The organism is Luoshenia tenuis, from assembly GCF_014384745.1.
GTDB lineage: Bacteria > Bacillota > Clostridia > Christensenellales.
Window position 1 is genome coordinate 508,948 of sequence record NZ_JACRSO010000002.1, and the last position, 24,113, is coordinate 533,060.

The following is a 24,113-nucleotide window of genomic DNA, read 5'->3' on the forward strand; positions in this document are numbered from 1 at the left end:
TGCGTCCCATTTATTCATTTTTTCCGTAAGTTAACCACACTTGTCCGCTATTATACACTTCGTCTCAGCGTATGGCGCACGCTGTAGATTACGCCATTTTTAAAGGTCAGACCCGCTGCCCTTTCCTCCTGGCAGGGCAAAAGCGGCCCGGTCGTGATGAACTTCATCCCCTGGCGGACTGCATCCTGCACAAGGTTAATCAGCATCGCGTCTCGCAGGCCCGTCCCTACATATTCAGGCCGAAAAATACTCAGCAGCAGCTCAAGGCTGCGCACCTCCCGGCGGAAGGCCTCAAACTTGCGCTTGTTCCAGGGCCGGTGGCGCCCCTCCACGGCCCGCAGCGCGGCAGCCATATCCGGCAGGGCGATGGTCGCGCCGGCAAGCGCGCCCGCCCGGTCTACATAAAGGTGGATAAAGCGCAGATCCGCATAACGCAGCCAGCTCTCCTCCAGCCGGGCGCGCACCAGCGCCTCGGGCAGCAGCCTGCCCTGGGCCCGTGCCAGCTGGCTGGCGATGAGTTTAAACAGCGGCTCCACCCAGGCGGAGAGCTGCTCGCCGCTTTCCAGCGGCAAAAGCCTGACCCCCTGGCGGCGCAGTAAAAATTCGGCGTAACGCGTCTCCCGGCTGCAAAGCGCATCCGGCAGGGCCACCCGGTATTCCTTCTGGGTAAAAATCTTGGTAAAGCCCAGCCCTTCCAAATGTTGGAGAAAGTATTCGGGCTGCTGCAGGGCAAAGGCAGAGCCATCATGCATCTGTCCCAGCGCCATGGCCCCCTGGGGCTCCAGCTCCAGCGCGCCCCGCGGGCCGCAAAGCGAAGCGTAGCCCCTTTGCGACGCCTCCTGGCAGGCGCTCTCAATCAAGGCGGCGCTAACCTTAGTATCGTCGATAAAATCCAGGCGGTAGATGACGGCCTCCGTCCCCACCCCTGCGGCGGGGAAAAACAGCGCCATCCGCCCGCACACCTCTTTTCCCACCAGCGCCAGGTAGAGCCGCATCTGTCCCAGCGCCTCCGGCGGGGTCAACAGCTGCTGTTCGATCGCCTGGGCGGCCGGCACAAAAAAGGTTTCCCCTTCGTATAACTGCTGGGGAAAATCCATAAATTTTTTCAGCTCCGCATTGTTTTCAACGCACTTTACCCGAATCAAACCGCCCGCTCCTTTTCCTCCAGCTCTTGTTATCTTTATGCCTACGCCTGTTTTGCCCGCAGCGCCGTCAGCTGATCGATGGTATAATCCACGCACGCCATGACGATGGGTGCGCACACGTTATTGCGCCCATCCGCGTCCTTAAAGGCCTGGGCAGCCGCCTCGCCCTCATCCCGGCAGGTGATGGCGCCGCACTTTTCGCTGCCGAAATTCTGGCGCATATAATCTGAAAGCTCCTGGGCAAAGGTATAGAGCGCAGCGGTGCTGCCGTCCTTCGCCTCATCCCGCCCCAGCAATAGCCCCGCGGCGATCAGGCACCCGGTCATGGCGCCGCAGGTCAGCCCCTGCCCGCCGATGCCGCCCCCAAAGGCCGAGGCCGCGCGGGAGAGGGCCGTATCCTGGCCAAAGTAGCGCAGCACAGCCTTGCAGGACGCCTCCGCGCAGTTCAGCTTTTCTCCGGCAAATTTCTCCCGGGTATAATCCGTATCCGCCTTATGGCGATAGCTCATCTCGATCTTTTTCATAAAAGTCCCCTCCTTTACGCGGGTTTAGCCCGCTAGGCACTATTATAACATAGGGAAAGGCGCCTGCAAGGCGCTTTGCGCATTTTTACAAATAAGCAAATCCGCCCGTATTGGGGGCAGCATCAAAAGACGCTCCTGGCCGCTACGCACGCCTTGATCACCGCTAAGCGGCTATAAAAAAGCCGCGGCAAAATGCTTCTGCCGCGGCTTTTGGCTGCCATTTTACAGCGCCGTTTCCTGCCACACCTCGCCGGAGAGGTCCTTCCACAAAAACCGGCTGTTTTCCAGCACCATATACCCATGGCGGCTGCCCTCCTTGGGGATGGAAACCGAGCCCGGGTTAAGGTAGGTGTATCCCTGCGTTTGCCGGCAGACCGGCACGTGGGTATGCCCGTGCAGCAGAATATCCCCCTGGCCCAGCAGCGGCGGGGTCTGCTCGTTATAGTGGTGGCCGTGCGTGGCGAAGATCATCTTTCCGCCCTCGTACAAAATGCAGTAATCCGCCAGGATGGGGAATTCCAGCACCATCTGGTCCACTTCGGTATCGCAGTTGCCCCGCACGCAGAGCAGCTTGTCCTTATGGGCGTTGAGCAGGGCGATCACCCTTTTAGGGTCATAATCCCGGGGCAGATCGTTGCGCGGGCCATGGTAAAGCAGGTCCCCCAGCAGCAACAGCCTGTCCGGCTGCTCGCGTGCCATAGCCTCAAACAGCTGCTCGCAATAATAGGCCGAACCGTGAATATCCGAAGCGATCATCAACTTCATCATTATCAACTCCTTTGGGTTTTTACAGCGCAAAGGGGCGCGCCCGCTCCAGCATGCGGTTCAATAGCGGCAGGTAGATCCCCTCGTCCCCCGTGGTGATCAGCCGCGTCTGTCCGCCCGCGTTGCGGGGATTGCGCAGCCCCGCCTCCTCCAGCACCTCTTTTAAATGCCGCACGGCGCCCTCGTTGCCATCTACCACCTTAGCCCCCGGAAAGGCCGCCGCCACCGCCGGGCGGATCAGGATATAATGGGTGCAGCCCAGCACCACCGCCGCAGCCTGGCGGGCCCTATCCGGCGCGTGGTGCAAAAGATACTCTACGATCTGCGCCTCTCCCCGCTCGCCCTCGATCAACTCCACCAGCCCCGGGCAGCCGATAGGGATAATATCCGCCTCCCGCCCGGTGCGCTGCACCAGCGCCTTAAACTTTTGCTGGCGCACCGTAGCCGCGGTCGCCAATACAGCTACCTGCCCGGCCCCAGCCGCCTCCAGCGCGGGCAGCACCGCCGGCTCCATGCCGATCACCGGTACTGGCAGCTGCGCGCGCAGCACCTGGACCGCCGCGCTGGTCGCCGTATTACAGGCCACCAGCAGCGCCTTGACGCCCATATGCATCAGTCGCCCGGCGATCTCCAGGCTGCGCTGGCGAATATCCGCCTCGTCCCGGTCCCCATAAGGGCCGTATGCGTTATCCCCTAAAAAAATGGTATCCTCTCCGGGCAGCGTTTTTTGCAGCTGCGCCAGGACCGTAAGCCCGCCCACGCCGGAATCGAACACGCCGATGGGCCGGGCGCATCGTTCATCACAAAGCACCGCCTTGTCCTCCTTATCCAGTTCCCTTAAAATCTATTTTGGCACTGGAAAGGGGCCCCTGTCAACCCTGGCGCTGGGCGTTTAGTACGTTGCTCATGGCCTCTGAAAGCAGGTCCGCCGCCGCCAGCGTTTCCTCCAGGGTGTTTTTGTTATGCCCCACCTCCACCAGCAGCGCTTTGTTGGATACATGCTGGTTATAGCGACTGGTGGATTTGCGGATGGGTTTGGCCACGCCCGGGGCGATCCGGTTCAGCTCGTCTGTGATCTGCTGGGCCAAGGCGTAGTTCTTCTCCCAATCCGGCTTGACGGAAAAACCCGCCCCCGTCTGCCCCTCTCCGGTGCCGACCACGAACTGAATCTGCGCGATGGGCTGTCCGTTATACTCCGCGGCCCGCTCGCCGGTAATGTAAGCATCCCGGTGCACGTCTAAAAACATCTCCAAGCTGGGGTGGGCCGCCTTCTGGTTCTCCATGGTCTGCAGCGAGCGCACATAGGCCGTGCCGTGCTTGGGCGGCTCATGGTTGGTGGTATCGTGGATGATATTGAGCCCCGTGCGCGCTACGATGCCGTTTATGATCTGCTCGCCCACCCGCACCACGTTATAATTGTTATCGGTGGTGCGGTATTCCCCATCTCCATCGGCATAGGTATTGGCCTCTGTCTTGGTATAGGCTTCGGTGGTATGGGTATGGTAGACCAGCATGTAAGGCTCGCCCTCGCCCTGCGCTGGGGCCTGGGCGGGCTGTTGGGGCTCTTCCTGCTCGGTGGCGATCTCTACCACAATGCCGTGTTCGGCGCTGTCGTCCGCGTTCTGGCCGTCCCCCTGCCCGCTTTGGGCGGAAGTGGTAAGGGCCAGCTGAGTATCGTCCCCCTTGGCCGCGGCGGCCTGCGCCGGGCCAAAATTGAGCTGGGGCATGCAAAGGGTGAGAAAGCTGGCTGGGTCCTCCGTCAACCCCAAGAGGTTGCGCAAGCAGCCCGCCAGGTTAGAGGCGGGCGTGATGACGTTTTGCTCCCGTTTCTGTTCCGCCCGGGCGGCCTGCTGGCTACGGGTGTAAAAAAAAGAACGCAGCAAGCGCTGTGCCCCCGTCTGCCGCGTTTCAAGCGTTTCCTCCTCCAGGGCCTGTCCGCCCGGACCGCCGCCCTCGGGCGGGGCGGCCATGGCTGTGACCACCCCCGAGGCCGGCTGTCCGCTGGGCTGGCTCTGGTGATCCGTGCTGCCCTTCCACAGGCCCGCCAGCAGCACCAGCACCAGGATCGCCAGGGCCACTACAGCCAGATAATACAGGATTTGTGTGATCTTCCAGACCTTGATGCGAATCATGCTCCCCACCCCTTAAATCGCGTGCGTTAACCGCTTTGTGATTTATGTATATGCCCTCAGGGCGGGGGATTATGCCAAGCCTTGCGATTAAAAAGGGAAGGCGCGTATCTCCTCAACGCTCAGGTTTTTGTGCAGCGCCAGGTTCAGCCCCAGCGCCAGCACGCTCGCGGCCTGCGCCACCAGCTCGTCAATATTTTTTGGGGTGACCACCATATCCCCCGCGCCGGCCGCCTGGCGCAGCAGGGCCAGCAGGTCGTCTCGGGATACGGCGCGGGTAAACGCGCCAAATTCCCCGCCGCCCTCCTCCTTTAGCGCGTCCAGCATCTGCTGGAAGGCGTCCTGGGCGATGGTGGAGGCATACACCACCGTGGGCACGCCCAGGGCCAGCACCGGGCAGCCCAGCGCTTTGGCGTTCAGGGCCGAACGCATATTGCCAAGGCCGCTGCCGGGCTGGATGCCGGTATCGCTCAACTGCAGGGTATTGCCTACCCGCGCGGCGCTGCGGGCCGCCAGGGCGTCGATGCAGATCACCACCCCGGGTTTGATGCGCTTGACCACCCCGCGCACCACCTCGGCGGTCTCAAGCCCGGTCACCCCCAGCACGCCGGGGGCATAGGCCGCCACCGGCCTCAGCCGCTCATCCACCGCCTCGGGCATATATTCGATCAGGTGCCGGGTCACCATCACCATTTCCAGCGCTTTGGGGCCCAGTGCGTCCGGCGTGGCCCGGGCGTTGCCCAGCCCCACCACCAGCGCGGTGCCAAAGTCCTCCGGCAGCAGTTTTTTGATCTCCTGCGCCAGCGCTTTGGCCAGATGCTCCCGCCGGTCCATATCGCTAAAAGCCTCGTCTGTGGCATCCAGCGTTACATAGCGGCCCATGGCCTTGCCCAACGTGCGCGCGGCGGCCGGGGTATTCACCTGCACTTGATAGACCTCCACGCCCTCATCCTCACGGCTGAAGGTCTCCACCCCCTGTAAGGCGCCCATGGCCGCACTGGCCTCCCGCGCCAGGTCCGTCCGTATATTTTTTTGCATATCAACGCCCCCAATCAACCTATTCCCTTGCAGTTTAGGCCTTTTGCGGCGGGTTTATCCGGTTTTTTACAAAAAAGCCTTGCTTAAAATGTCCAAGCATGGTAAAATTTTATCGCTGAAGTCATAAGGGGGTGAACCATATGCCGAATATTAAATCAGCCAAAAAGCGCGTTAAAGTGATGGAGACGAAGAATATGCAAAACCGCATGGTGATGTCCAGCCTTCGCACGTCCATTAAGAAATTTGAAGCTGCCGTCGCCGCTGGCGAAGCCGACAGCGCCAAGTCCCTGTACCAATCCGCTTCCAGCGCGCTGGATAAAGCGGTCATCAAAGGCACGATCCATAAGAACACCGCGAACCGTCAGAAATCGCGCTTGGCTAAAGATATCGCTCGGATTGCTGAATAAGTAAGCGTAAGAATAGAGAACGTCCGTTTTGCGGTACGTTCTTTTTTCATGCCCGGTTTATAGGCAAATACCGCCCCGGTCTTTTTACCGTGTGGCGGTATTATATCTTGATAGCCTCTACCCTGAAATTTTCTTTTGAAAATATTCGCTGCAGGCAAATATCAACTACAGGTACAGCCTTCATTCTGATCAAAAGTTTCACAATTCAAACCTCTCCCCTATCTATGCAGGAAATGGCGCTTGGAGCTGCGTAGGATACAGCCCTTTTGTCGCCGCCATGCTCATTACCCCGTTTAACAGGCTAAAAAAATAGGCTTACATTTTAGTGATGTAAGCCCGAAGGATGAGAGGTATGTAATGAAGCAAATATCGAATCATTCAGGCAGTAATATTCATTATAGTTGCTTACTATTACAACAAAATAATGGGGAAGCGGGAAACCCGCTTCCCCAATGTGTCTCGTCAAAGATTTTACGTTATAGGGTAGTTAGTCCTGCTCGTCGATAATCTGCTGGAATTCCGTATTCAGTTTTTCCAGCGTATCCTTCATGCCAGCCTCGTCCATGGTCAAAGCCGCCTGCATGATCTGCATGTCGTACTTCTGGCCCTCGGCCATAGAGGCGCTGGGTACACCGGCCTGCAGCGGGTAGCACAGGCTGATAGAGTTGCTCAGTACATTCTTGATAACATCCTGACGATAGTCTTTCTGGAACTCATCCAGCTCGTCCATGAAGCTCAAGCGCGCCGGATAGCCATCCTGGCCGCCGCTGACCCACAGATCCTGGCTGTTCTCAGAGTACCATTTCAGGAACTTCATGGCCTCTTCCTTGTTCTCAGACTGCTCGAATACCATGTAGCCGTTAATGCACAGCTGCTGTTTCTGAACGCCGGAGGGCGATTTCAGCGGAGGCAGTACGCAAACCTGATCCGTGGTGAAACCATCATTCGTTACGGCATTCTTGTAATCGCCGCAGGATTTGATGCAGATACCAGCCTTGCCCGCATTAAAGAGCTTGGTGGCGTCCTCACCCGCGTAACCCTCAATACCATCGGGTAGGCAGCCCTCGTCCTTCAGGGTACGGAATAACTTCATCACCTGCAAGTTGCGCTCGTTGTTAATATTGGCCGTGCCATCTTCATTATAAAGCATGCCGCCATTACCGGTTGCCATGGACATAAACGGACCGGCAGCGTTCGTGGTAACACCAAAGACCACACCGTAGATTTCGGTGCTCTTATCGGTAAAGGCCTTAGCTACCTCAATAAACTCATCATAAGTGGTAGGCATGGACAGGCCCTTTTCCTCCAACCAGTCCTGACGGATATACATCGTGCGCGGGTCATAGTTGAAGGGGACGCCGACTACCTTATCGTTATAGACATAGTAGTCCAGCATGCCCTCGAGGAAATCATCGGTCGTGCCTTCCTTCTCCCACTCTTCGATGATCCAGCTTAAATCAGCAGCCTCGTTGTTTACCGCGAACTGGAAGGGCATAAAACCGCCGCCGATGGCCACATCAGGCGCGCCATTAGAGGCAACAGCCGTGGAATAGGTCTCGAACCAGTTAGCCCAGGGTAGGTTGGTGTAATTAATGGATACGTTCGGAGCCACCTCAGTGGTGTACTTCTCGATAATGCCCTCAGCCGCAGCAGGGAAAGTCTCCGCCGGGCCCCAGGCCATGTCCCAGTACTCCAAAGAAACCGGTTCAGCGCTTTCCGCGCTTTCAGATGCCGCGGCACTCGACGAGGCCGAGCTGGCAGAGTCGTCCGCAGCGGGCTGCGAGCATCCTACGATTGAGAATGCCATAGCCACAACCAGCAACAGACACAAGGCGATAGAGTTGCGTTTTGACATGTGTGTAGTCCCCCTTTTCTTTTGCTACGATGAGCTAATATGAATCAAACAGCCGCCCTCCGATTTTCCGTTTAAGAGCGCCTCGTGATTCCACGGTTTTAAAAAAACAATCCCTAAGCCCCAAACAATGCGCGTACAGGCACCAAAGGGGGCCGAGCCGCGCGCATCGCCGGCCCCATCTGGGCTATAAAGGAACACACATCCGCTAAAAATCTCTTTGCATTAGTGCTTTTAAGCTGTTATCCGCCAAGCTGAAAAACTGAACTGCTTTCTACGGTGGCGATTAACCGTCTTTCTCTTTAAGCACCTTCATCCTGGCACAGAATTTGCGGTATTCAAGAGGCGTCTTTCCGTATTCCTTCTGAAATATCTTGCGGAAAAAGCTCTCATTGCTGTAACCTATCTGGTTAATGATCTCGCTAATGGCAAGTTCACCTTCCCGCAGCAATTTCGCCGCCTCTGCACAGCGTACTTTTCTCACGATATCGCCAAAAGGCATTTGCATATTGTCATTAATCCACCGGCTCGCGTATGAAGGCGAATATCCCAAAACCGCGGCCACTTTTTCCAGGGTGATATCCTCAAGATTATTCCTGATCGTTTCGTGTACCAACCGCTGTTTGCGCGAATAGATCTCGTCGTTTGGCTTTAAAAGATCGATCACGTAATCTACCTCGTCGCCGGTAGGGATGGAAACAGCCGAGCCTTGGCGGGAGACGGCCAGCGCTGCCGCAAAAGCCGCATGCTTCATCGCCTTTGCCGCACACTTTGAGGCAGCTATCCCTGCCAGAAAGTAGCCTGTAAATGTATCGCCGCCCCCTGTCGTATCCACCACTTTTACGCGGTACGAAGGCTGAACGATGGTTTGCTCATGGTCGATATAAAGGCTGCCCTTTTCGCCCAGGGTAAGGACTATTTTCATTGCCGGATAGGCTTGCGTAATGTATTCTACAAAGGCCTCCGGGCTGCTTTTGCCGGATAAGCTATTGGCCTCATGCTCGTTCAGAATCAAATAATCTATTTTATTAAGGTCGATCTCATCAATCACATCGTTATAAGGAGAGGGATTCAGCGCTACGATCATCCCCTTACCTGCCGCCTTTTCCACGATGTAGGGGACGTTGCTTATCTCGTTTTGTAATAGAATGTAATCCCCTTTTGTAAATTCACGCAGGACCTCATCGATATACTGAGGCGTTATTTGTAGGTTTGCGCCGCCATAAACGATAATGCTGTTCTTGCCGGTTTTATCGACCTGAACAACCGTATGGCCGGTTTTTGACTCGACCCTCTTTAGCAGTTCCAGCTTTACGCCGCTTGACGCCATGATCTCGCATAATTCTACTTCGTTTACACCTACGCACCCCGCATGAAAAACCTGCGCGCCCGCGCGCGCCAAAGCAACGGACTGGTTAAGTCCCTTCCCCCCTGGAAAAAGCTGCCTGCTCTTACAAGAAAGCGTCTCGCCCTCCTTGGCGATATGGTCTACACGATATACATAATCTATATTACAGGATCCAAAATTAAGGATCTTCAACGCAATCCCCCCTGGTTATTTGTAATATACCATTGGGAACGCCGCAAAGATAGCGCCATTTTTATCCATTTTCGTTCCAATTTTTACAAATTATATACTTATTGGCTCGCAAATTTTACAATTATGACGCATATTGTTTTTATTTGGTCTAGATTTTTTTATATTGGTTGAGTATCATACTTTCATTCATTAAATCCGGCAAATTATCTACACGGCCGTGCGCTTTCGTTTTCCATGGGGCGCATCGGGATGCCATTTATGCCGGAATTTTTCAGATTCGTGTATAAAAAAAGCGCCCCCGCCGGGGGCGCTTTTGCGCTTGGGTTCGCTATTCTTTAAAGATATGGATGTCCATTACCAGGGCCTGCAGCGCCAGATGATCTTCCCGTATCTGCCCGCTTTTGATCTGCCAATCCAGATCCGCGCAGGCCGAAAGGGCGTGCTCGACCTGGGCGGGGGTAAAGTTTTTAGCCTGGCCAGCGGCCTTGCGTACCGCAAAGGGCGGGGCCTCCAGCTGCTTTTCCGCCTCCCCTTTGGGCAGGGCGCGGGAGAGCAGAGCCGCGTAACGGATCAGCCGGAACTGCCGGGCGATCATGGCCAGGATGCGCACCGGCGCCTCGCCATCGTGCAGCATCTGCTCCAGCGCCGCCTGGGCCTGGGGCAGCTGGCGGGCGGCCAGCGCGTCCACCATTTGAAAGACCGTAAAGGCCGTATTGCGGGTAGCCGCCTGCTCCACATCCCGGGCGGTGATCTCATGCCCCGGCGCGAAAGCCACCAGCTTTTGCAGCTCCTGATAAAGATCCTCCAAGCCAGCGCCGGTGATAAAGCTCAAAAGCTCCGCGGCGTTCTGGGCGATCTGCTTGCCGCTGCGGCGTGCCTGGCTCTGGATCCAGCGCACCCGGTCGTGTTCGTTTAGGGGTTTGAACTCTACCGTGCGGTTCAGCTTGCCGATGGCCTGGCTGAGCTTGAGCCGTGAATCCGCCTTGCCCCGGCAAAAGAACACCAGGCAGGTGGTCGGGCTGATGTTTTTCAGGTAATCGGCCAGCCGCGCCTGCGCTGACGCCTCCTCTGCGCCCCGGCCGCCCTTCAGGCCGGGATAATCCTTGACCACCACCAGCCGTGCCGGGCTCATCAGGGGCAGTGTTTCCCCCGCGGCGATGATGGCGTCCGCCGTGGCGGCGGCTCCGTCCAGCACCGTATAGTTCATCTCTCGGGTAGCTTCCTCCAGGCAGCGCTCCTCTAAGCGTTTAAGCATGCTGTCCTTTACAAACTCCTCTTCCCCGTGAAACAGATATACGCCCGAGGGCGTCTCGCTCTCATCAATCTGTTTTAAGAATGCGTTATAATCCATGGTCTCTCCTTTGGCGCCGCCTTTTCTTTTAAATAATAGTCGATATGCACCCTGCCCGCCCGGATCGAGACGGTGAGCGCGCCCTTTTCATCCGTGCGCAATACCTGCGCGCCGGCCTCGTACAGCCGCATCAGCGTTTCCGGCGCAGGATGGCCGTAGGTATTGGAGGCCCCCACCGAGATCAGCGCGACTTTAGGCGACACACGGTGCAAAAAGTCCTCCCCCGTCACGTTGCCGCTACCGTGGTGCGCCACCTTCAGCACCTCCGCCGGCGGCATGCGCCCTAGCAGCTCTTCCTCCTCGTTTTGCTCCAGGTCGCCGCAGATCAGCATGGTCTTGCCCTGAAACGCTATCTCCAGCACCAGGGAGCGCTGCCCCTTTTGCCCTTTCTGTGGAGAGAGTACCCGCACAGCTACCCCGTCCCAGATCAGGGTATCTCCCGCGCCCAGCACCTCGGTCTCGGCCCCGCAGGCCGACAGGGCGGCGTTTAGCGCCTGCCAGCTTTCGTCCGGCGCCTCGGAGGTATAAAAGGTCTGCGGGCGCATGGCCCTGACCACTGCGGCCATGCCGCCCGCATGGTCGCTATGCAGATGGGTAGCCGCCGCGCCCTCCAGGCGGGTGATCCCCATGGCGTACAGCGCGGGCACCACCCGGCTCTCCCCCAGATCATACCCCTCGCCCGCCGGGCCTGCGTCGATCAGATAAGCCTTTCCGCCCGGGGTCTGCAACACCATCGCATCCCCCTGGCCCACATCCAGCACCGTCAAACGCAGCTCCCCGCGCAGGGGCAGCCAGCCGATGACGGCCCCCAGCGCCAGCACCGCGCTTAAGCCGATACAAAGCCAGGACTTGCGGTGGATACGGCCGAAAAAATCATACCTGCCGCAAAGGATGAGCAGCAGCGCCAACCCCGCGATCCAAAAGGGCGATAAGGGCGGCAGATGCACCATACTGCCCGGGATACCCGCCACCCACCTGGCGCCATCCAGCAACCAGCCGGCCAGATAGGCCACCACATCCCCCGTATAGGCCGCCAGCGCAGGGAAGACCAGCGCCGGCAGCAGTGCCACCAGGCCTGCCAGCAGCAGTACCGTGGCGTACGGCACCGCGATGATATTGCAGACCAGCGAGAACACCGGCAGCTCCCTAAACTGCGCCAGCACCACGGGCAGGGTGCCCAATTGGGCCGCCACCGGCACCGCCAAAGCGGAGGCCGCCCAGCGCGGCAGGAAAAGGAGCGCCTGCTCCAGGGGCCTGGCCAAGGCGATAAGCCCCGCCGCCGCGGCAAAGGAGAGCTGAAAGCTCAGGGTGAAGATATCCAAAGGGCTAAAGATCAAAATACCCCAGAATACGGCGGCCAGCTGGGTGGGCGCGTCTACCCTGCGCCCGGTTAAGTCCGAGAGCAGCACCACGCACAGCATCAATGCCGCGCGCACGATGGAAGGGGTAAACCCCACTAGGGTACAATACAGCCCCATCACCGCTACCGTCCAGATCGCGCGGGTCCGCCGCCTGGCGTGAAGCAGGGCCAGCACGGCCCACAGCGCCGCGGCCACGATGCCCGCGTGCAGGCCGGATGCGGCGGTGAGGTGAGAAATACCGGCAGCCCGCAGCGCCGCTTGATCCGCCGCCGTCAGCGCATCGGTATTGCCGATCAGGATGCCCTTCATCAGCGGGGCGCTGGCCTTAAACACCTGCTCGATCTGCCCGGTTACATACCCCCGCAGATTTTCGGCCCATACGGCTGGCGAATAGGGATCGGCTGGCTGTACCAGCGAAAAAGCCTCGCCCCGCATGGTGAAAAAGATGCCCTCAGCCTTATTGGGCAAGGTATAGTCCACCCCGCCGGGGTTGGTCGGGCCGCGCAGGGGTTCGATCTTAGCGCGCAAGGTAATGGTCTGCCCGCATTCAAGGGTGAAGGCCGGCTGCGTATAACTGGTCACCGCGGCCTTTCCCTCCAGCGCCCGGTTCTCCTTTTCCAGCACGATATGGTCCAGCGTCAGGCTGACCGTTCCATCCGCCTGGCTTGCCTGCTGCACCACGCCGCGCACCAGCACCTGCCCTGCGGGCGGCGTAAAGCCCTGCATATCCGGAAGCAATGCGCAAAACGCGGCCACCCCGCCCAGCAGTACCGCGGCAAAGCAGGCGGCCAGCCGCCTGCGTCCACCCAGCCAAGCGGCCAATGTCAGGATCGCCGCCAGAACAATGCAAAAATCCTGCCCGCCCCATTCCAGGGCGCGCCCGACCACGCCCAGCGCATAGCACAGCGCCAGCGTCATCAGCGTGCGCGAGACCCGCATCTGGGCCCCGCCGGGCAGGGCGCCTTGCTTTTCCGGCATCATGGTCCTTTCCTCTACACCTGCAGGGCCATCCCCGCCTCGGCCACAGCCGTGCACGGGAAGATCGCCTGCGCCTCCTGCAAGCGTGCCTGCGGGCTGCAGCCCGGCCCGCCGTGGGTGAGTAGCAGCTGCCCGACATCCGCGTCCCGCGCCAGCTCGCCGCACTTAAGCGACGACAGATGCGGCGCCGCGGCCGACCAGTTTTTGTGCAGCACGCCGCTATCGGCTACCAGCAGGTGCGCCCCCTGCGCCAAAGGCAGCAGGTTATCACATACATTGGTATCCCCCGTATAGGCCAGAATGCGGCCTTCATGCTCAATCCGCATGCCGTAGGCCTCCAGCGGGTGATTCATCCGCAAAAAGGTGAACTGCAGGCAGCCGATCTGCGCCTGCTGACCGTCCGTGAGGATATGGACGGAAAAGTATTCTTCATCCGCCAACAGGGCATGCTCCCTCGCGGGGCTGGCGGGCAGATATAAGTCCATTTTATGCTCCGCGGGCAGCAGCCCCTGGGCTTTTTGCGCCTGCAGCACGTGGCGCAGCACCAGCGCATCGGACATATGGTCCCCGTGCAGGTGGCTTAGCACCAGCGCGCCCCAACGCTGCGGCGGCGCGGCCCGAAGCAGCCGTTCCAGTACGCCCGTGCCGCAATCCAAAATCACCCGCTGCTCCCCCTGCTCCAGCAGATAGCCCGAGCAGGCCCCATTCGCCTGTGGATAGGCCCCATCGCAGCCCAGCACTTTTAAGATCATAACGCTTCCCCCCCTAAATTTGGCGCGCCTCGCGCACCAGGTCATACAGCATGATACCCGCAGCCATGGCCGCGTTGAGCGATTCTGCCCGGCCCAAAATGGGCAGTTTATAGCGCGCATCCGCCGCGTCCAGTACTTCCTGGCGGATGCCATGGGCCTCGTTGCCCACGATCAGCGCTTTTTTTGCGGGGTTTGTGGGACGGGCGTAAAAGTCGCTCCCCAACAGATCCCCAGCCAACACAAAATAGCCCTGGTTTTTGAGGCGGCACAGCGCCTGTACCAGGTCCTCCACCTGAACGGCCGGCAGGTGGAAAAAGCTGCCCATCGACGCCCGCACCGCCTTGGGATGGCTGGGCTCCACACACCCCTGCGAGAGCAGTACGCCCGAGCAGCCCGCCGCGTCCGCCGTGCGGATCAGCGTGCCCAAATTGCCGGGGTCCTGCACCTCATCGAGCACCAGCAGGTTGCCGCGCAGCGCCTCCGGGCTCTCCCACAGTGCCGGTTCCGGGCGGCGCACCACCGCCACGATGCCCTGTGGCGAGCGGGTATCGCTCACGCCGTCGACGATGCCCTCGGGCACAAGGCAGACTTCACCCGCTTTGGCATAATCCTCGATCCAGGGCAGCTGCTGGAGCAAGCCTTCCTCCAGCAAAATGGTCTCCACCTGCGCGCCGCTTTTGACGGCCTCCTCCACGGTTTTGATTCCCTCAGCGACGAAAAGGCCGGTTCTCTGGCGCTCCTTTTTCAATTTCAGCGCGCGCGCCTGTTTTACGGTGGCGTTCTGCGCGCTTGTGATCGGACGGATAGGCAAGGCGGGTTCCCCTTTCTGGCTGCGTTTTCATATTATTATACCGCATCTGCGCTTAACGCGCCATCCGGACAGGAGCATTTGCCAAAGCGGGCAGTGATAATAAAAAAAGCCCGGAGCATCTGCTCCGGGCTCATCTTTGCGCTAACCCTTACTTCACCTGGGCTTTGGCCATCTCGGCCAGCTGGGCGAAGGCGGCCGCATCGTTCACGGCCAGGTCGGCCAGGATCTTGCGGTTGATCTGCACGCCGGCCTTGTTCAGGCCGTCCATCATACGGCTGTAGGAGATGCCGTTGATGCGGGCAGCCGCGTTAATGCGGGTGATCCACAAGCGACGGAAATCGCGCTTGCGCAGCTTGCGGCCCACATAGGCATAGCTCAGCGCCTTCATCACGCTCTGGTTGGCGGCGCGATACTGCTTGGAACGGGCGCCAAAGTAGCCCTTGGCCAGTTTAAATACCTTACGACGTTTCTTATGGGCGTTAACAGCCCTTTTTACTCTCGCCATTGTTTAAATCCTCCTTCAAGCACCCTTACTTATACGGGATCAGTTTCTTTACGACCTTGGCCTCCGCCGCACTTACCAGCGTGGCCTTGCGCAGGCCGCGTTTGCGCTTGGAAGTCTTCGCGTTTAGCAGATGGCGCTTGTAGGCTTTGTTGCGTTTGATCTTACCGCTGCCGGTCTTGTTAAAGCGCTTTGCGGCGCAGCGGCGTGTTTTCATCTTGGGCATAAACCGTCCTCCTTAATCCTTGATCGGGGCCAGGATCATAATCATTTGCCTGCCCTCGACTCTGGGTTGACGCTCCACAGTGGCGACATCCTTGACGATCTCCAGGAATGCCTTCATCACCGTGAGGCCGACCTCCGTATGGCTTAACTGTCTTCCGCGGAAACGAATGGAGACTTTGACCTTGTCGCCGCCCTTTAAAAACTTGATGGCGTTTTTGGCTTTGACATTCATGTCATGTTCTTCAATCGTAGCGGAGAGGCGCACCTCTTTTAAATCGACGACCTTTTGATTCTTACGTGCTTCACGCTCCTGTTTGGCGGCCTCGAACCGGTATTTGCCATAATCCATCAGCTTGGCTACCGGGGGCTTGCCCGTTGGGGCGATTAAAGCCAGATCCAATTCCTGCTGTTCGGCCAAAGCCATTGCCTTGTCCCGGGTCATGATGCCCAACTGTTCTCCATCCTGCCCGATGACGCGCAGCTCGCGGTCGCGGATCTGTTCGTTGATCATCAATTCTTTAATAGGAACACACCTCCACATAATAAAAATAAGAGCGGGCAGAATCCACCCGCTCTTATCGCAATTCATCTACGCTTCACCGTCACGATAGACCTGCAAGCGCAATTGCCGCAGGTGAGAAGCGGGTAGGCTTCTACTTAAGACTTAGATAGTATAGCATGGCAAAGGCCTGCTGTCAACTAATTTTCCGGATCCAGCGCCTTTTCAGCCACCTCTTTGCGGATCTTTTCAACCAGTGCGGCCTTCTCCATCACGCCCAGACTGCCGGCTTTGCGGTGGCGCACGGCGATAACGCCGCTCTCCATCTCCTTGTCGCCCACCACCAGCATGTAGGGCACCTTTTCCACCTGCGCCTCGCGGATCTTAAAGCCGATCTTCTCGTTGCGCAGATCCACCTCCGTGCGGATACCCATATCGTTTAATTCATCGCACAGCTGCTGGGCGTATTCGTCCGCGCGGCTGGTGATGGTCAGCACCTTGCACTGCACGGGCGAGAGCCAAAGCGGGAAAGCGCCGGCAAAGTGCTCGGTCAGAATACCGATGAACCGCTCGATAGAGCCGAACACCACCCGGTGGATCATTACCGGCCGGTGCTTTTCGCCATCCTGCCCCACATAGCTTAGGTCAAAGCGCTCGGGCAGCTGGAAGTCCAGCTGGATGGTACCGCACTGCCAGGTGCGCCCGATGGAATCCTCCAGGTGGAAGTCGATCTTGGGGCCGTAAAAAGCGCCGTCCCCCTCGTTGACCATGTAATCCATGCCCTTGGCTTCCAGCGCGTCCCGCAGGGCCTGGGTGGCGCGCTCCCAATCCTCGTCCGAACCCATGGAGTTCTCCGGCCGGGTAGAAAGCTCCACATGGAACTTAAAGCCGAAGATATCATAAAAATGGCTGGTCAGGTCGATCACGCCGATGATCTCGTCCTTGATCTGGTCGGGCGTCATAAAGATGTGCGCGTCGTCCTGGGTAAAGCAGCGCACCCGCATCAGCCCGTGCAGCGCGCCGCTAAGCTCGTGACGGTGCACCAGCCCCAGCTCGCCCATGCGCACCGGAAGATCCCGGTAGCTGTGGATCTTGCGCTCGTACATCAGGATGCCGCCCGGGCAGTTCATGGGTTTGATGGCAAAATCCACATCGTCGATCTTGGTGGTGTACATATTTTCCCGGTAATGGTCCCAGTGGCCGGAGCGCTCCCACAGCTGGCGGTTGAGCATGATGGGGGTCTTGACCTCCTGATACCCGCGTCGGGTGTGCTCGCTGCGCCAGAAATCCTCCAGCAGGTTGCGCAGCACCATCCCCTTGGGATGGAAGAAGGGGAAGCCCGGGCCCTCGTCTAAGATGCTGAACAGATCCAGCTCCCGGCCCAGTTTGCGGTGGTCGCGCTTTTTAGCCTCCTCTAGGCGGAATAGATACGCGTCCAGCTCGCTCTTTTTATCAAAAGCCGTGCCGTATACGCGCTGGAGCATCTTGTTTTTCTCGTTGCCCCGCCAGTAAGCGCCCGCCACGCTCATGAGTTTGACCGCCTTGATCTTGCCGGTGGAGACCAGGTGCGGCCCCGCGCACAGGTCTACAAAATCCCCCTGGCGGTAAAAGCTGATGACCGCGTCCTCGGGCAGATCGCGGATCAGCTCCACCTTATAGGGTTCGCCCTTTTCCTGCATGAAGGCGATAGCTTCCTCCCGGGGCAGTTCAAAGCGCTCCAGCTTCAGATCCTGCTTGATGATGGCCTGCATTTCCTTTTCGAGGGCGGCCAGATCGTCGGTAGACAGGGTACCGTCCAAATCAAAGTCGTAATAAAAGCCGTTGTCGATAGCCGGGCCGATGGCCAGCTTCGCCTCGGGGTGCAGCTTTTTCATGGCCTGGGCCAGCACGTGGGACGCGGTGTGGCGCATGGTCCAGCGGCCCATATCGTCCGCAAAGGTCAAAAAGGTCACCTTACAATCCTGCTCTAAGGGCGTGGTCAGATCCCGCGTCTCCCCGTCGATCTCCACGGAAAGCGCCTGCCGGGCCAGGCCCGCGCTCAGGCTCTTGGCCACGTCCAGGGCCGAAATGCCCTTTTCAAATTCTCGGGAAGATCCGTCTTTAAAAGTTACCTGAATCATTGTTCCCTCCACCTTTCGTTAAGGCTGGCCGCATCAAAAAAACCTCTGCATCTCATGCTGCGCATGGGACGAGAGGCATTTCTCCCGCGGTTCCACCCAAATTGTCAAAACCACTTTTACGGGCTTAACGCGCCCAAGACGCCCAGCGATCGGGAGTTGGTATTCGCCTTACCGGCCGTACGGAGGCGGCTTGCAGCCCATGGCCCGCCCTCTCTGTTCCGCCGTTGCCGTCGGTTACTTAGGTCTCCTTCGCTTCGCCAGAATCTTCAATATTTATGCTGATTATACGCCCGGGAACAGGCCTTTGTCAAGGCCGGCGGCCCTGCTCGCCCTGCCCTTTCCCGTCCGTGGGCGGGATATTTTTGCGGGGCAGCCGCCCCTTCCGGTGGCGGGGCCGCGCCTTAGGCGGGGCGGCATCCTCCACTTCGGCCTGCGCGCCGGGACGGAACTTTTCCTCTGGCGTTTGCTTGCCGCGCAGCCTGCGGCCAACCACCTTGCGCAGCAGCGCATACAGTACCGAGCACAGCGGCACGCATACCAGCATGCCCACAATGCCAAAGGCGCTGCCCCCGGCGATGACCGCTACCAACACCCACATGGCCGGCAGGCCTACGGAGCTGCCCACCACCCGCGGATAGATCAGGTTCCCCTCGATCTGCTGGAGCACCAGCACGAACACCACGAACCAGAACGCCTGGATCGGGCTGACCATCAGAATCAGCAGCGCCCCGGTAGCCACCGCGATAAACGCGCCGAAGATGGGCACCAGCGCCAGCACGCCGATCAGCACCGAAATCATGCCTGCATAAGGGAAGCCGAAAATCATCATGCCGATAAAGCACAGCGACCCCAATATCGCCGCCTCGGTCACCTGGCCGGAGAGGAACTTGGAGAATATCCGGTTGGAAAGCTGACCGACCTCGATCAGGCCATCCGCCTTTTTCTCGGGCAAGAAGGCATAGGCCAGCTTTTTAAACTGGATGCTGAGCTTCTCCTTTTGCACCAGAATATAGATGGAGAACAGCATCCCCATAAAAAAGGTAAATATGGTATTGACCACCGAAGAGGCTGCGCTAAAGGTGGTATTGACCAGGGCTGTGGCGCTGGAGCGCAGAAATTCCAGCAGGGCGCTGGAGACCTTGGGCCAATCGATGTTGACGTTAGGGATGAAATCCTGATATTCCGGAAAGCGCTCGCCCAGCTCTTTTAACCATTGGCTGACATTGTTCACCGCCTGGGGCACGTAATCGGCGATCTGCATTAGGGTGCTGGCCAGCTGGGGGATGATCAAAAACAGCACGATCACCAATACCGCCAGCACCGCTACCAGCGCCATGACCAGCGCCAGCGGCCGGCGCAGCTTCTGGACCAGGTCGGGATAATGGCGTTTGGGAGAGGCGAACAGGTGCCGCTCAAAAAAACGCATGGGCACATTGAGGATAAAGGCCACGGCGCTTCCAAATATAAAGGGGGATAATATCCCCGTCACCACGGAGAATACCCCGCCCATAGAGCTGATGTTTTGCAGCAGCCAGTACAGCAGGATGCCAAAGGCGATCAGCATCGCCAGCCTTTTCATGTTTGAACGGTTCAGTTCCATCTTGCTCTCCTCACGCATATTGACTCATGTTCACAGTGGGCCGGGGATACCCTTCCCCGCTTATTATTCGATGCCGCGGTATTTTTCCTCCACCTGTGCGACCAGGTAGTCCACCGCCCGGTTAAAGAGCGCCTCGCCCTGGGCGGCGGTCGCCTCCCGCGGGTCACCGTACTGCACAGTAAAATCCGCATTGGGGCGGCCGGCAAAGGCCTCGCCATCCGCCATGCCGTGCGCCTTCATCTCCAGGGGCTGGCCTTTGGGCGGCAGCCGGGTCAGGTCTACCGAATCGGGATGCAGGTACAGCTGCCCCGCGGTCTCCCCCAGCGTGGCGTGCCCCATAGCTAGGTCGGCCATATCCTCCGGCGATAAGGGGAAAATAGCCATGACCGTACTCTCCGTCTCGCCGGTAAACTCCCTTGCCAGCCGCTCCAGCACGGCGCCCTGGTTAGTAGCCCCATGGCCGTTGACCAGCACGATCAGCTTATATCCAAGGGCGACCATCATCCGCAGCTGCTCGCGCACCACCAGAGAAAACACCTCTTCCCTGGCATACATACTCTTAACTGCAAGGCCGGGGAAGTCCATACCGACCACATACTGATCCGTATCCTCAAAGCCCATGTTGTGCAGATCCGCCGGGCTGCGCTCGCGCTCCGTGCCCAAAAACAGGGTGGGCATCACCACGCCGCCGCCCACGCGAGCCGCCTGACGGGCGACCTCCTGGGCCCACAAGGGATCCGTGCCAAAGGGCAGCGCCAGGCCGTGCCACTCCACCGGGCCGATGGGCAGATAGACCACCGATTTTTCCGCCTTGCGCGCCAGCACTTCCTCCGGGCGCATCAACTCATATCGTACCGTCCTCATATTCTTCCCCCCCGTTAAAGCGATCAATCTTTTGGGGCCGATTCCAGACCATCCCGCCCTCAGGGGCGAAAAAGCCCTGTTGGGCCCATCGCTTTCATGATAACATATTCCGGCCGTTTGTCCAACAGCGCTAAAGGCCCGCCGCTTCAATAAAAAAGGCGAAGGCCTTTGTCCGCCTTCGCCCTTTTTAAAATATTCTATCTTACGCATCCCATAATACCACATGTCCTGCCGCGCGCGACCGTGGCACGTCGATCAGCCTCTGGTTGGATGAACCGCGAAAGCGCAGGGAAATATCCTTTTTCGCCTCCACATAGCGCCCGTCCACCAGCACGTCGATCAGCTCCAGCATCGGCGCGGTAGCCTCGCAATGCGGGTGGCTGCCCGGGGTGTGCATCTCCTCCCAGGTAAAGCCGGAAAAGGCCCAGATGGTCTTGTGGGGGTACCGCTGGCGCACCCGGCGCAAAAAGGGCAGCAGCGCCCGCTGGTTCTCCGGCTCAAAGGGCTCCCCGCCCAGCAGGGTCAGCCCGTTGATATGCTCCGGCGCAAGCAGCGCCAGCAGTTCCTCCTCCGTTTCCCCAGTAAAGGGCTGCCCATAGCCAAAATCCCAGGTCTCGGGCTGAAAGCAGTGCTCGCAATGGTTGGTACAGCCCGAAACGAACAGCGTCACCCGCACGCCCTCGCCGTTGGCGATATCGCAGTTTTTAATCTCACCAAAGTGCATGTTCTTCCTCCTCCGGTCAAAAAAGGGGCATCCGCTTGGACGCCCCTTGCCCGCTATTCCCTTTACAGGTGCATCACGCGCTCTTTGATCTCCTGCGTGCGCCCCTGGTTCCAGAACTGCGTACCGATATAGCCACAGGTGCGGCGCGCCACGTTCATCTTATCCTGATCCTGATTGCCGCACTGCGGACAGGTCCACACCAATTTACCATCCTGCTCTACGATCTCGATCTCGCCGTCCCAGCCGCACACCTGGCAATAATCGCTCTTGGTGTTAAGCTCGGCATACATAATATTATCGTAGATAAAGCGGATCACCTGCATCACCGCCTCCAGGTTGTGCTGCATGTTGGGCACCTCTACGTAGCTGATCGCCCCGCCGGGAGACAGCGCCTGGAACTTGGATTCCAGCGCCAGCTTGTCAAAGGCGTTGATCTCCTCGGTCACATGGATATGATAGCTGTTGGTGATATAGCCCTTATCCGTTACGCCCTCGATAATGCCAAAGCGGCGCTGCAGGCATTTGGCAAACTTATACGTGGTGCTCTCCAGCGGCGTGCCATACAGGCTGTAATCGATATTCTCAGCCTTTTTCCACTTGCCGGTATATTCGTTGAGCTTTTCCATGATCTTAAGGCCAAACGCCTCGCCCTCCGGCTCGGTCAGCTTTTTGCCGATCATGGCGTACACGCACTCCCAAAGGCCCGCATAGCCCAGCGAAATCGTAGAGTAGCCGCCGTGGAGCAGTTTATCGATCTTCTCGCCCTTCTTCAACCGGGCCAGCGCGCCATACTGCCACAGGATGGGCGCCACGTCCGATACGGTCCCGGTCAGCCGCTCGTGGCGGCACTGCAGGGCGCGGTGGCAAAGCTCCATGCGCTCGTCAAAAATCTGCCAGAACTTATCCATATCCTTGCCGGCCGAAAGCCCGATATCCACCAGGTTGACCGTGACCACGCCCTGGTTGAACCGGCCATAGTATTTAGGCTTGCCCTCTTCGTCCACAAAGGGCGTCAAAAAGCTGCGGCAGCCCATGCAGGTATAGCACTGGCCATCGCCGTTTTTATCCACCTTGAGCTGCTTCATGATCTTCTCGGAGATATAATCCGGCACCATGCGCTTGGCCGTGCACTTAGCAGCCAGCTCGGTCAGGTAATAGTAGGGCGAATCCGGGTGGATATTGTCCTCTTCCAATACGTAGACCAGCTTGGGGAACGCGGGGGTCACCCACACGCCCTTTTCATTTTTAACGCCCTGATAGCGCTGCTCCAGCGCCTCTTCGATGATCAAGGCCAGGTCCTGCTTCTCCCGCTCATCCTTGGCCTCGCCCAGGTACATAAATACCGTGACAAAGGGCGCCTGGCCGTTGGTGGTCAACAGGGTTACCACCTGGTACTGGATGGTCTGCACCCCGCGGCGCACCTCTTCGCGCAGCCGGTCCTCCACCAAATCGTGGATCTTATTGAGCGGCACATCCACGCCGATGTTTTTGATCTCCTGGAGCACCTGCTGGCGGATCTTCTCCCGGCTGACCTGTACGAAGGGCGCCAGGTGTGCCAGAGAGATCGACTGGCCGCCGTACTGGTTGGAGGCCACCTGGGCGATGATCTGGGTGGCGATGTTGCAAGCCGTGGAAAAGCTGTGCGGCCGCTCGATCAGCGTGCCGGTGATCACCGTGCCGTTTTGCAGCATATCCTCCAGATTCACCAAATCGCAGTTGTGCATGTGCTGGGCATAATAATCGGTATCGTGAAAGTGGATGATGCCCTCATTGTGCGCCTCTACGATCTCCTGCGGCAGCAGGATGCGGTTGGTAATATCGCGCGATACCTCGCCGGCCATATAATCCCGCTGGGTGGAGTTGACCACCGGGTTTTTATTAGCGTTCTCCTGCTTGGCCTCTTCGTTATTGCACTCGATCAGGCTGAGGATCTTATCGTCCGTGGTGTTGGACTGACGCACCAGGGTACGAGTGTAGCGGTAGGTGATATAAGCCTTGGCCACCTCAAAAGCGCCATGGGCCATGATCTGGTGCTCCACCATATCCTGTACCTCTTCTACGCTGGGCGAACGCCCCAGCTGCTCGCAGGAGAGCACGACGCTCTGTGCGATCCGCTGGATCTGCATGGGCGTCATGCGCGCTTTTTCCTCTACCGCTTCATTTGCTTTGCCGATCGCAACCACGATTTTCGTGATGTCAAATACGGCCTCCGAGCCATTTCTCTTGATGATCTTCATAGCTGCATCCCCTTAGGTCTATAGTATTCATTAATGAGCGTATCACTATATATTGTATCTCGAACCGGTATTATAGTAGCATATCTGGTATTTTGTGTCAATTACCCTGAATATCGCTTTAAAACGATTCTCGGCCAACCTCCTCATTCTAGCACGCATTTTCTCGGCATTTCTTCGGTAAAACAAAATATCTTTAGGCTAAAAAATATTTTTTGTTCTTTTTGGCGATGGGGGATAAACACCTTACCGGCCGGCTGGGAAACGCGTCTGCGGTATTTTTAAAGGGTAGACTCCAAGATCATAGGTTAGGACTAGAAATAGGCAAAATTGTCGGTATTCAGATGGGTAACCTGCTTTCATGAGAACTATGTATGTTGACTCGCTAATCTACTAATCTCGCAAAAGAAAAGTATCTACGCAAATGAAAAACAGTAGAGAGCCTGATGCCAGACATAAAAAAACAAGAGATACCTGATAAAGGTATCTCTTGTTTTTGGCTCCCCGTGTTGGACTCGAACCAACGACCCTGCGGTTAACAGCCGCATGCTCTACCAACTGAGCTAACGAGGAATAACATCCGGCAGCGTCCTACTCTCCCGGGCCGTCACCAGCCAAGTACCATCGGCGCTGAAGGGCTTAACTTCTGTGTTCGGTATGGGAACAGGTGGTTCCCCTTCGCCATCGCCACC

21 protein-coding genes, 1 tRNA gene, 1 rRNA gene and 1 other annotated feature are annotated in these 24,113 nt (G+C 58.2%); of the genes, 1 reads left to right on the plus strand and 22 read right to left on the minus strand.

The window, feature by feature from the left end:
* Positions 1–50: 50 nt before the first annotated feature.
* From H8699_RS07285 to gpr, 6 genes are all read right to left on the minus strand, one after another.
* Positions 51–1,145 carry a hypothetical protein gene (locus H8699_RS07285; RefSeq protein WP_249285090.1) on the minus strand — a complete coding sequence of 365 codons (1,095 nt, stop codon included), beginning with the start codon at positions 1,143–1,145 and terminating at the stop codon, positions 51–53.
* Between the two features lie 41 nt (positions 1,146–1,186).
* On the minus strand, positions 1,187–1,669 hold the full coding sequence (locus tag H8699_RS07290; RefSeq protein WP_249285091.1) for a C-GCAxxG-C-C family protein: 483 nt from the start codon (positions 1,667–1,669) through the stop codon (positions 1,187–1,189).
* A 222-nt stretch (positions 1,670–1,891) separates the two neighbouring features.
* Positions 1,892–2,434 (minus strand): phosphodiesterase, encoded by a 543-nt coding sequence (gene yfcE, locus H8699_RS07295; protein ID WP_249285126.1) that lies wholly within the window; start codon positions 2,432–2,434, stop codon positions 1,892–1,894.
* Between the two features lie 22 nt (positions 2,435–2,456).
* On the minus strand, positions 2,457–3,245 hold the full coding sequence (murI, locus tag H8699_RS07300) for a glutamate racemase (protein WP_249285092.1): 789 nt from the start codon (positions 3,243–3,245) through the stop codon (positions 2,457–2,459).
* Positions 3,246–3,306: 61 nt separating this feature from the next.
* Entirely contained in the window at positions 3,307–4,566 is a 1,260-nt protein-coding gene (spoIIP, locus tag H8699_RS07305; protein ID WP_249285093.1) for a stage II sporulation protein P, read from the minus strand.
* 87 nt (positions 4,567–4,653) lie between these two features.
* Positions 4,654–5,601: a GPR endopeptidase gene (gpr, locus tag H8699_RS07310; protein WP_249285094.1), complete on the minus strand. Its 948-nt coding sequence runs from the start codon at positions 5,599–5,601 to the stop codon at positions 4,654–4,656.
* 140 nt (positions 5,602–5,741) lie between these two features.
* Here gpr and rpsT point away from each other — a divergent pair, with 140 nt between their 5' ends.
* Positions 5,742–6,008: a 30S ribosomal protein S20 gene (gene rpsT, locus H8699_RS07315; RefSeq protein WP_249285095.1), complete on the plus strand. Its 267-nt coding sequence runs from the start codon at positions 5,742–5,744 to the stop codon at positions 6,006–6,008.
* A 487-nt stretch (positions 6,009–6,495) separates the two neighbouring features.
* Here the strand turns inward: rpsT and H8699_RS07320 are convergent, their stop codons facing one another.
* The 16 genes from H8699_RS07320 to rrf all read right to left on the minus strand — a co-directional run.
* On the minus strand, positions 6,496–7,863 hold the full coding sequence (locus H8699_RS07320; RefSeq protein ID WP_249285096.1) for an ABC transporter substrate-binding protein: 1,368 nt from the start codon (positions 7,861–7,863) through the stop codon (positions 6,496–6,498).
* A 283-nt stretch (positions 7,864–8,146) separates the two neighbouring features.
* Positions 8,147–9,400: a PfkB family carbohydrate kinase gene (locus H8699_RS07325; protein ID WP_249285097.1), complete on the minus strand. Its 1,254-nt coding sequence runs from the start codon at positions 9,398–9,400 to the stop codon at positions 8,147–8,149.
* Between the two features lie 328 nt (positions 9,401–9,728).
* The gene (gene holA / locus H8699_RS07330; RefSeq protein ID WP_249285098.1) at positions 9,729–10,751 is read right to left on the minus strand and encodes a DNA polymerase III subunit delta; all 1,023 of its coding nucleotides are present in this window, start codon (positions 10,749–10,751) and stop codon (positions 9,729–9,731) included.
* Positions 10,730–13,093 carry a DNA internalization-related competence protein ComEC/Rec2 gene (locus H8699_RS07335; protein WP_249285099.1) on the minus strand — a complete coding sequence of 788 codons (2,364 nt, stop codon included), beginning with the start codon at positions 13,091–13,093 and terminating at the stop codon, positions 10,730–10,732. Before H8699_RS07335 ends, holA begins: the two co-directional genes overlap by 22 nt.
* Before the next feature lie 11 nt (positions 13,094–13,104).
* Complete coding sequence (locus H8699_RS07340) at positions 13,105–13,842, minus strand: MBL fold metallo-hydrolase (RefSeq protein ID WP_249285100.1); 738 nt, start codon at positions 13,840–13,842, stop codon at positions 13,105–13,107.
* Between the two features lie 13 nt (positions 13,843–13,855).
* A complete protein-coding gene (locus tag H8699_RS07345) occupies positions 13,856–14,653 on the minus strand; it encodes a TrmH family RNA methyltransferase (RefSeq protein WP_249285101.1) in 798 nt (265 codons plus the stop codon).
* Positions 14,654–14,801: 148 nt separating this feature from the next.
* Positions 14,802–15,158: a 50S ribosomal protein L20 gene (rplT, locus tag H8699_RS07350; RefSeq protein WP_138296320.1), complete on the minus strand. Its 357-nt coding sequence runs from the start codon at positions 15,156–15,158 to the stop codon at positions 14,802–14,804.
* 25 nt (positions 15,159–15,183) lie between these two features.
* Entirely contained in the window at positions 15,184–15,381 is a 198-nt protein-coding gene (gene rpmI / locus H8699_RS07355; RefSeq protein ID WP_138296321.1) for a 50S ribosomal protein L35, read from the minus strand.
* Between the two features lie 12 nt (positions 15,382–15,393).
* The gene (gene infC / locus H8699_RS07360) at positions 15,394–15,891 is read right to left on the minus strand and encodes a translation initiation factor IF-3 (protein ID WP_283244166.1); all 498 of its coding nucleotides are present in this window, start codon (positions 15,889–15,891) and stop codon (positions 15,394–15,396) included.
* 29 nt (positions 15,892–15,920) lie between these two features.
* Positions 15,921–16,045 (minus strand) — a sequence feature (ribosomal protein L20 leader region).
* A 34-nt stretch (positions 16,046–16,079) separates the two neighbouring features.
* The gene (thrS, locus tag H8699_RS07365) at positions 16,080–17,999 is read right to left on the minus strand and encodes a threonine--tRNA ligase (protein ID WP_249285102.1); all 1,920 of its coding nucleotides are present in this window, start codon (positions 17,997–17,999) and stop codon (positions 16,080–16,082) included.
* A 307-nt stretch (positions 18,000–18,306) separates the two neighbouring features.
* Positions 18,307–19,599, minus strand: coding sequence for an AI-2E family transporter (locus H8699_RS07370; RefSeq protein WP_249285103.1), 1,293 nt, complete (start codon positions 19,597–19,599; stop codon positions 18,307–18,309).
* A gap of 63 nt (positions 19,600–19,662) precedes the next feature.
* Positions 19,663–20,463, minus strand: a complete 801-nt coding sequence (locus H8699_RS07375; protein WP_249285104.1) for a creatininase family protein — start codon at positions 20,461–20,463, stop codon at positions 19,663–19,665.
* Between the two features lie 202 nt (positions 20,464–20,665).
* Entirely contained in the window at positions 20,666–21,187 is a 522-nt protein-coding gene (gene nrdG, locus H8699_RS07380; RefSeq protein WP_249285105.1) for an anaerobic ribonucleoside-triphosphate reductase activating protein, read from the minus strand.
* A 62-nt stretch (positions 21,188–21,249) separates the two neighbouring features.
* A complete protein-coding gene (gene nrdD / locus H8699_RS07385; protein ID WP_249285106.1) occupies positions 21,250–23,424 on the minus strand; it encodes an anaerobic ribonucleoside-triphosphate reductase in 2,175 nt (724 codons plus the stop codon).
* Between the two features lie 494 nt (positions 23,425–23,918).
* Positions 23,919–23,994, minus strand: a tRNA-Asn gene (locus H8699_RS07390).
* A gap of 5 nt (positions 23,995–23,999) precedes the next feature.
* Positions 24,000–24,113 (minus strand): 5S ribosomal RNA (rrf, locus tag H8699_RS07395); the annotation flags it as partial.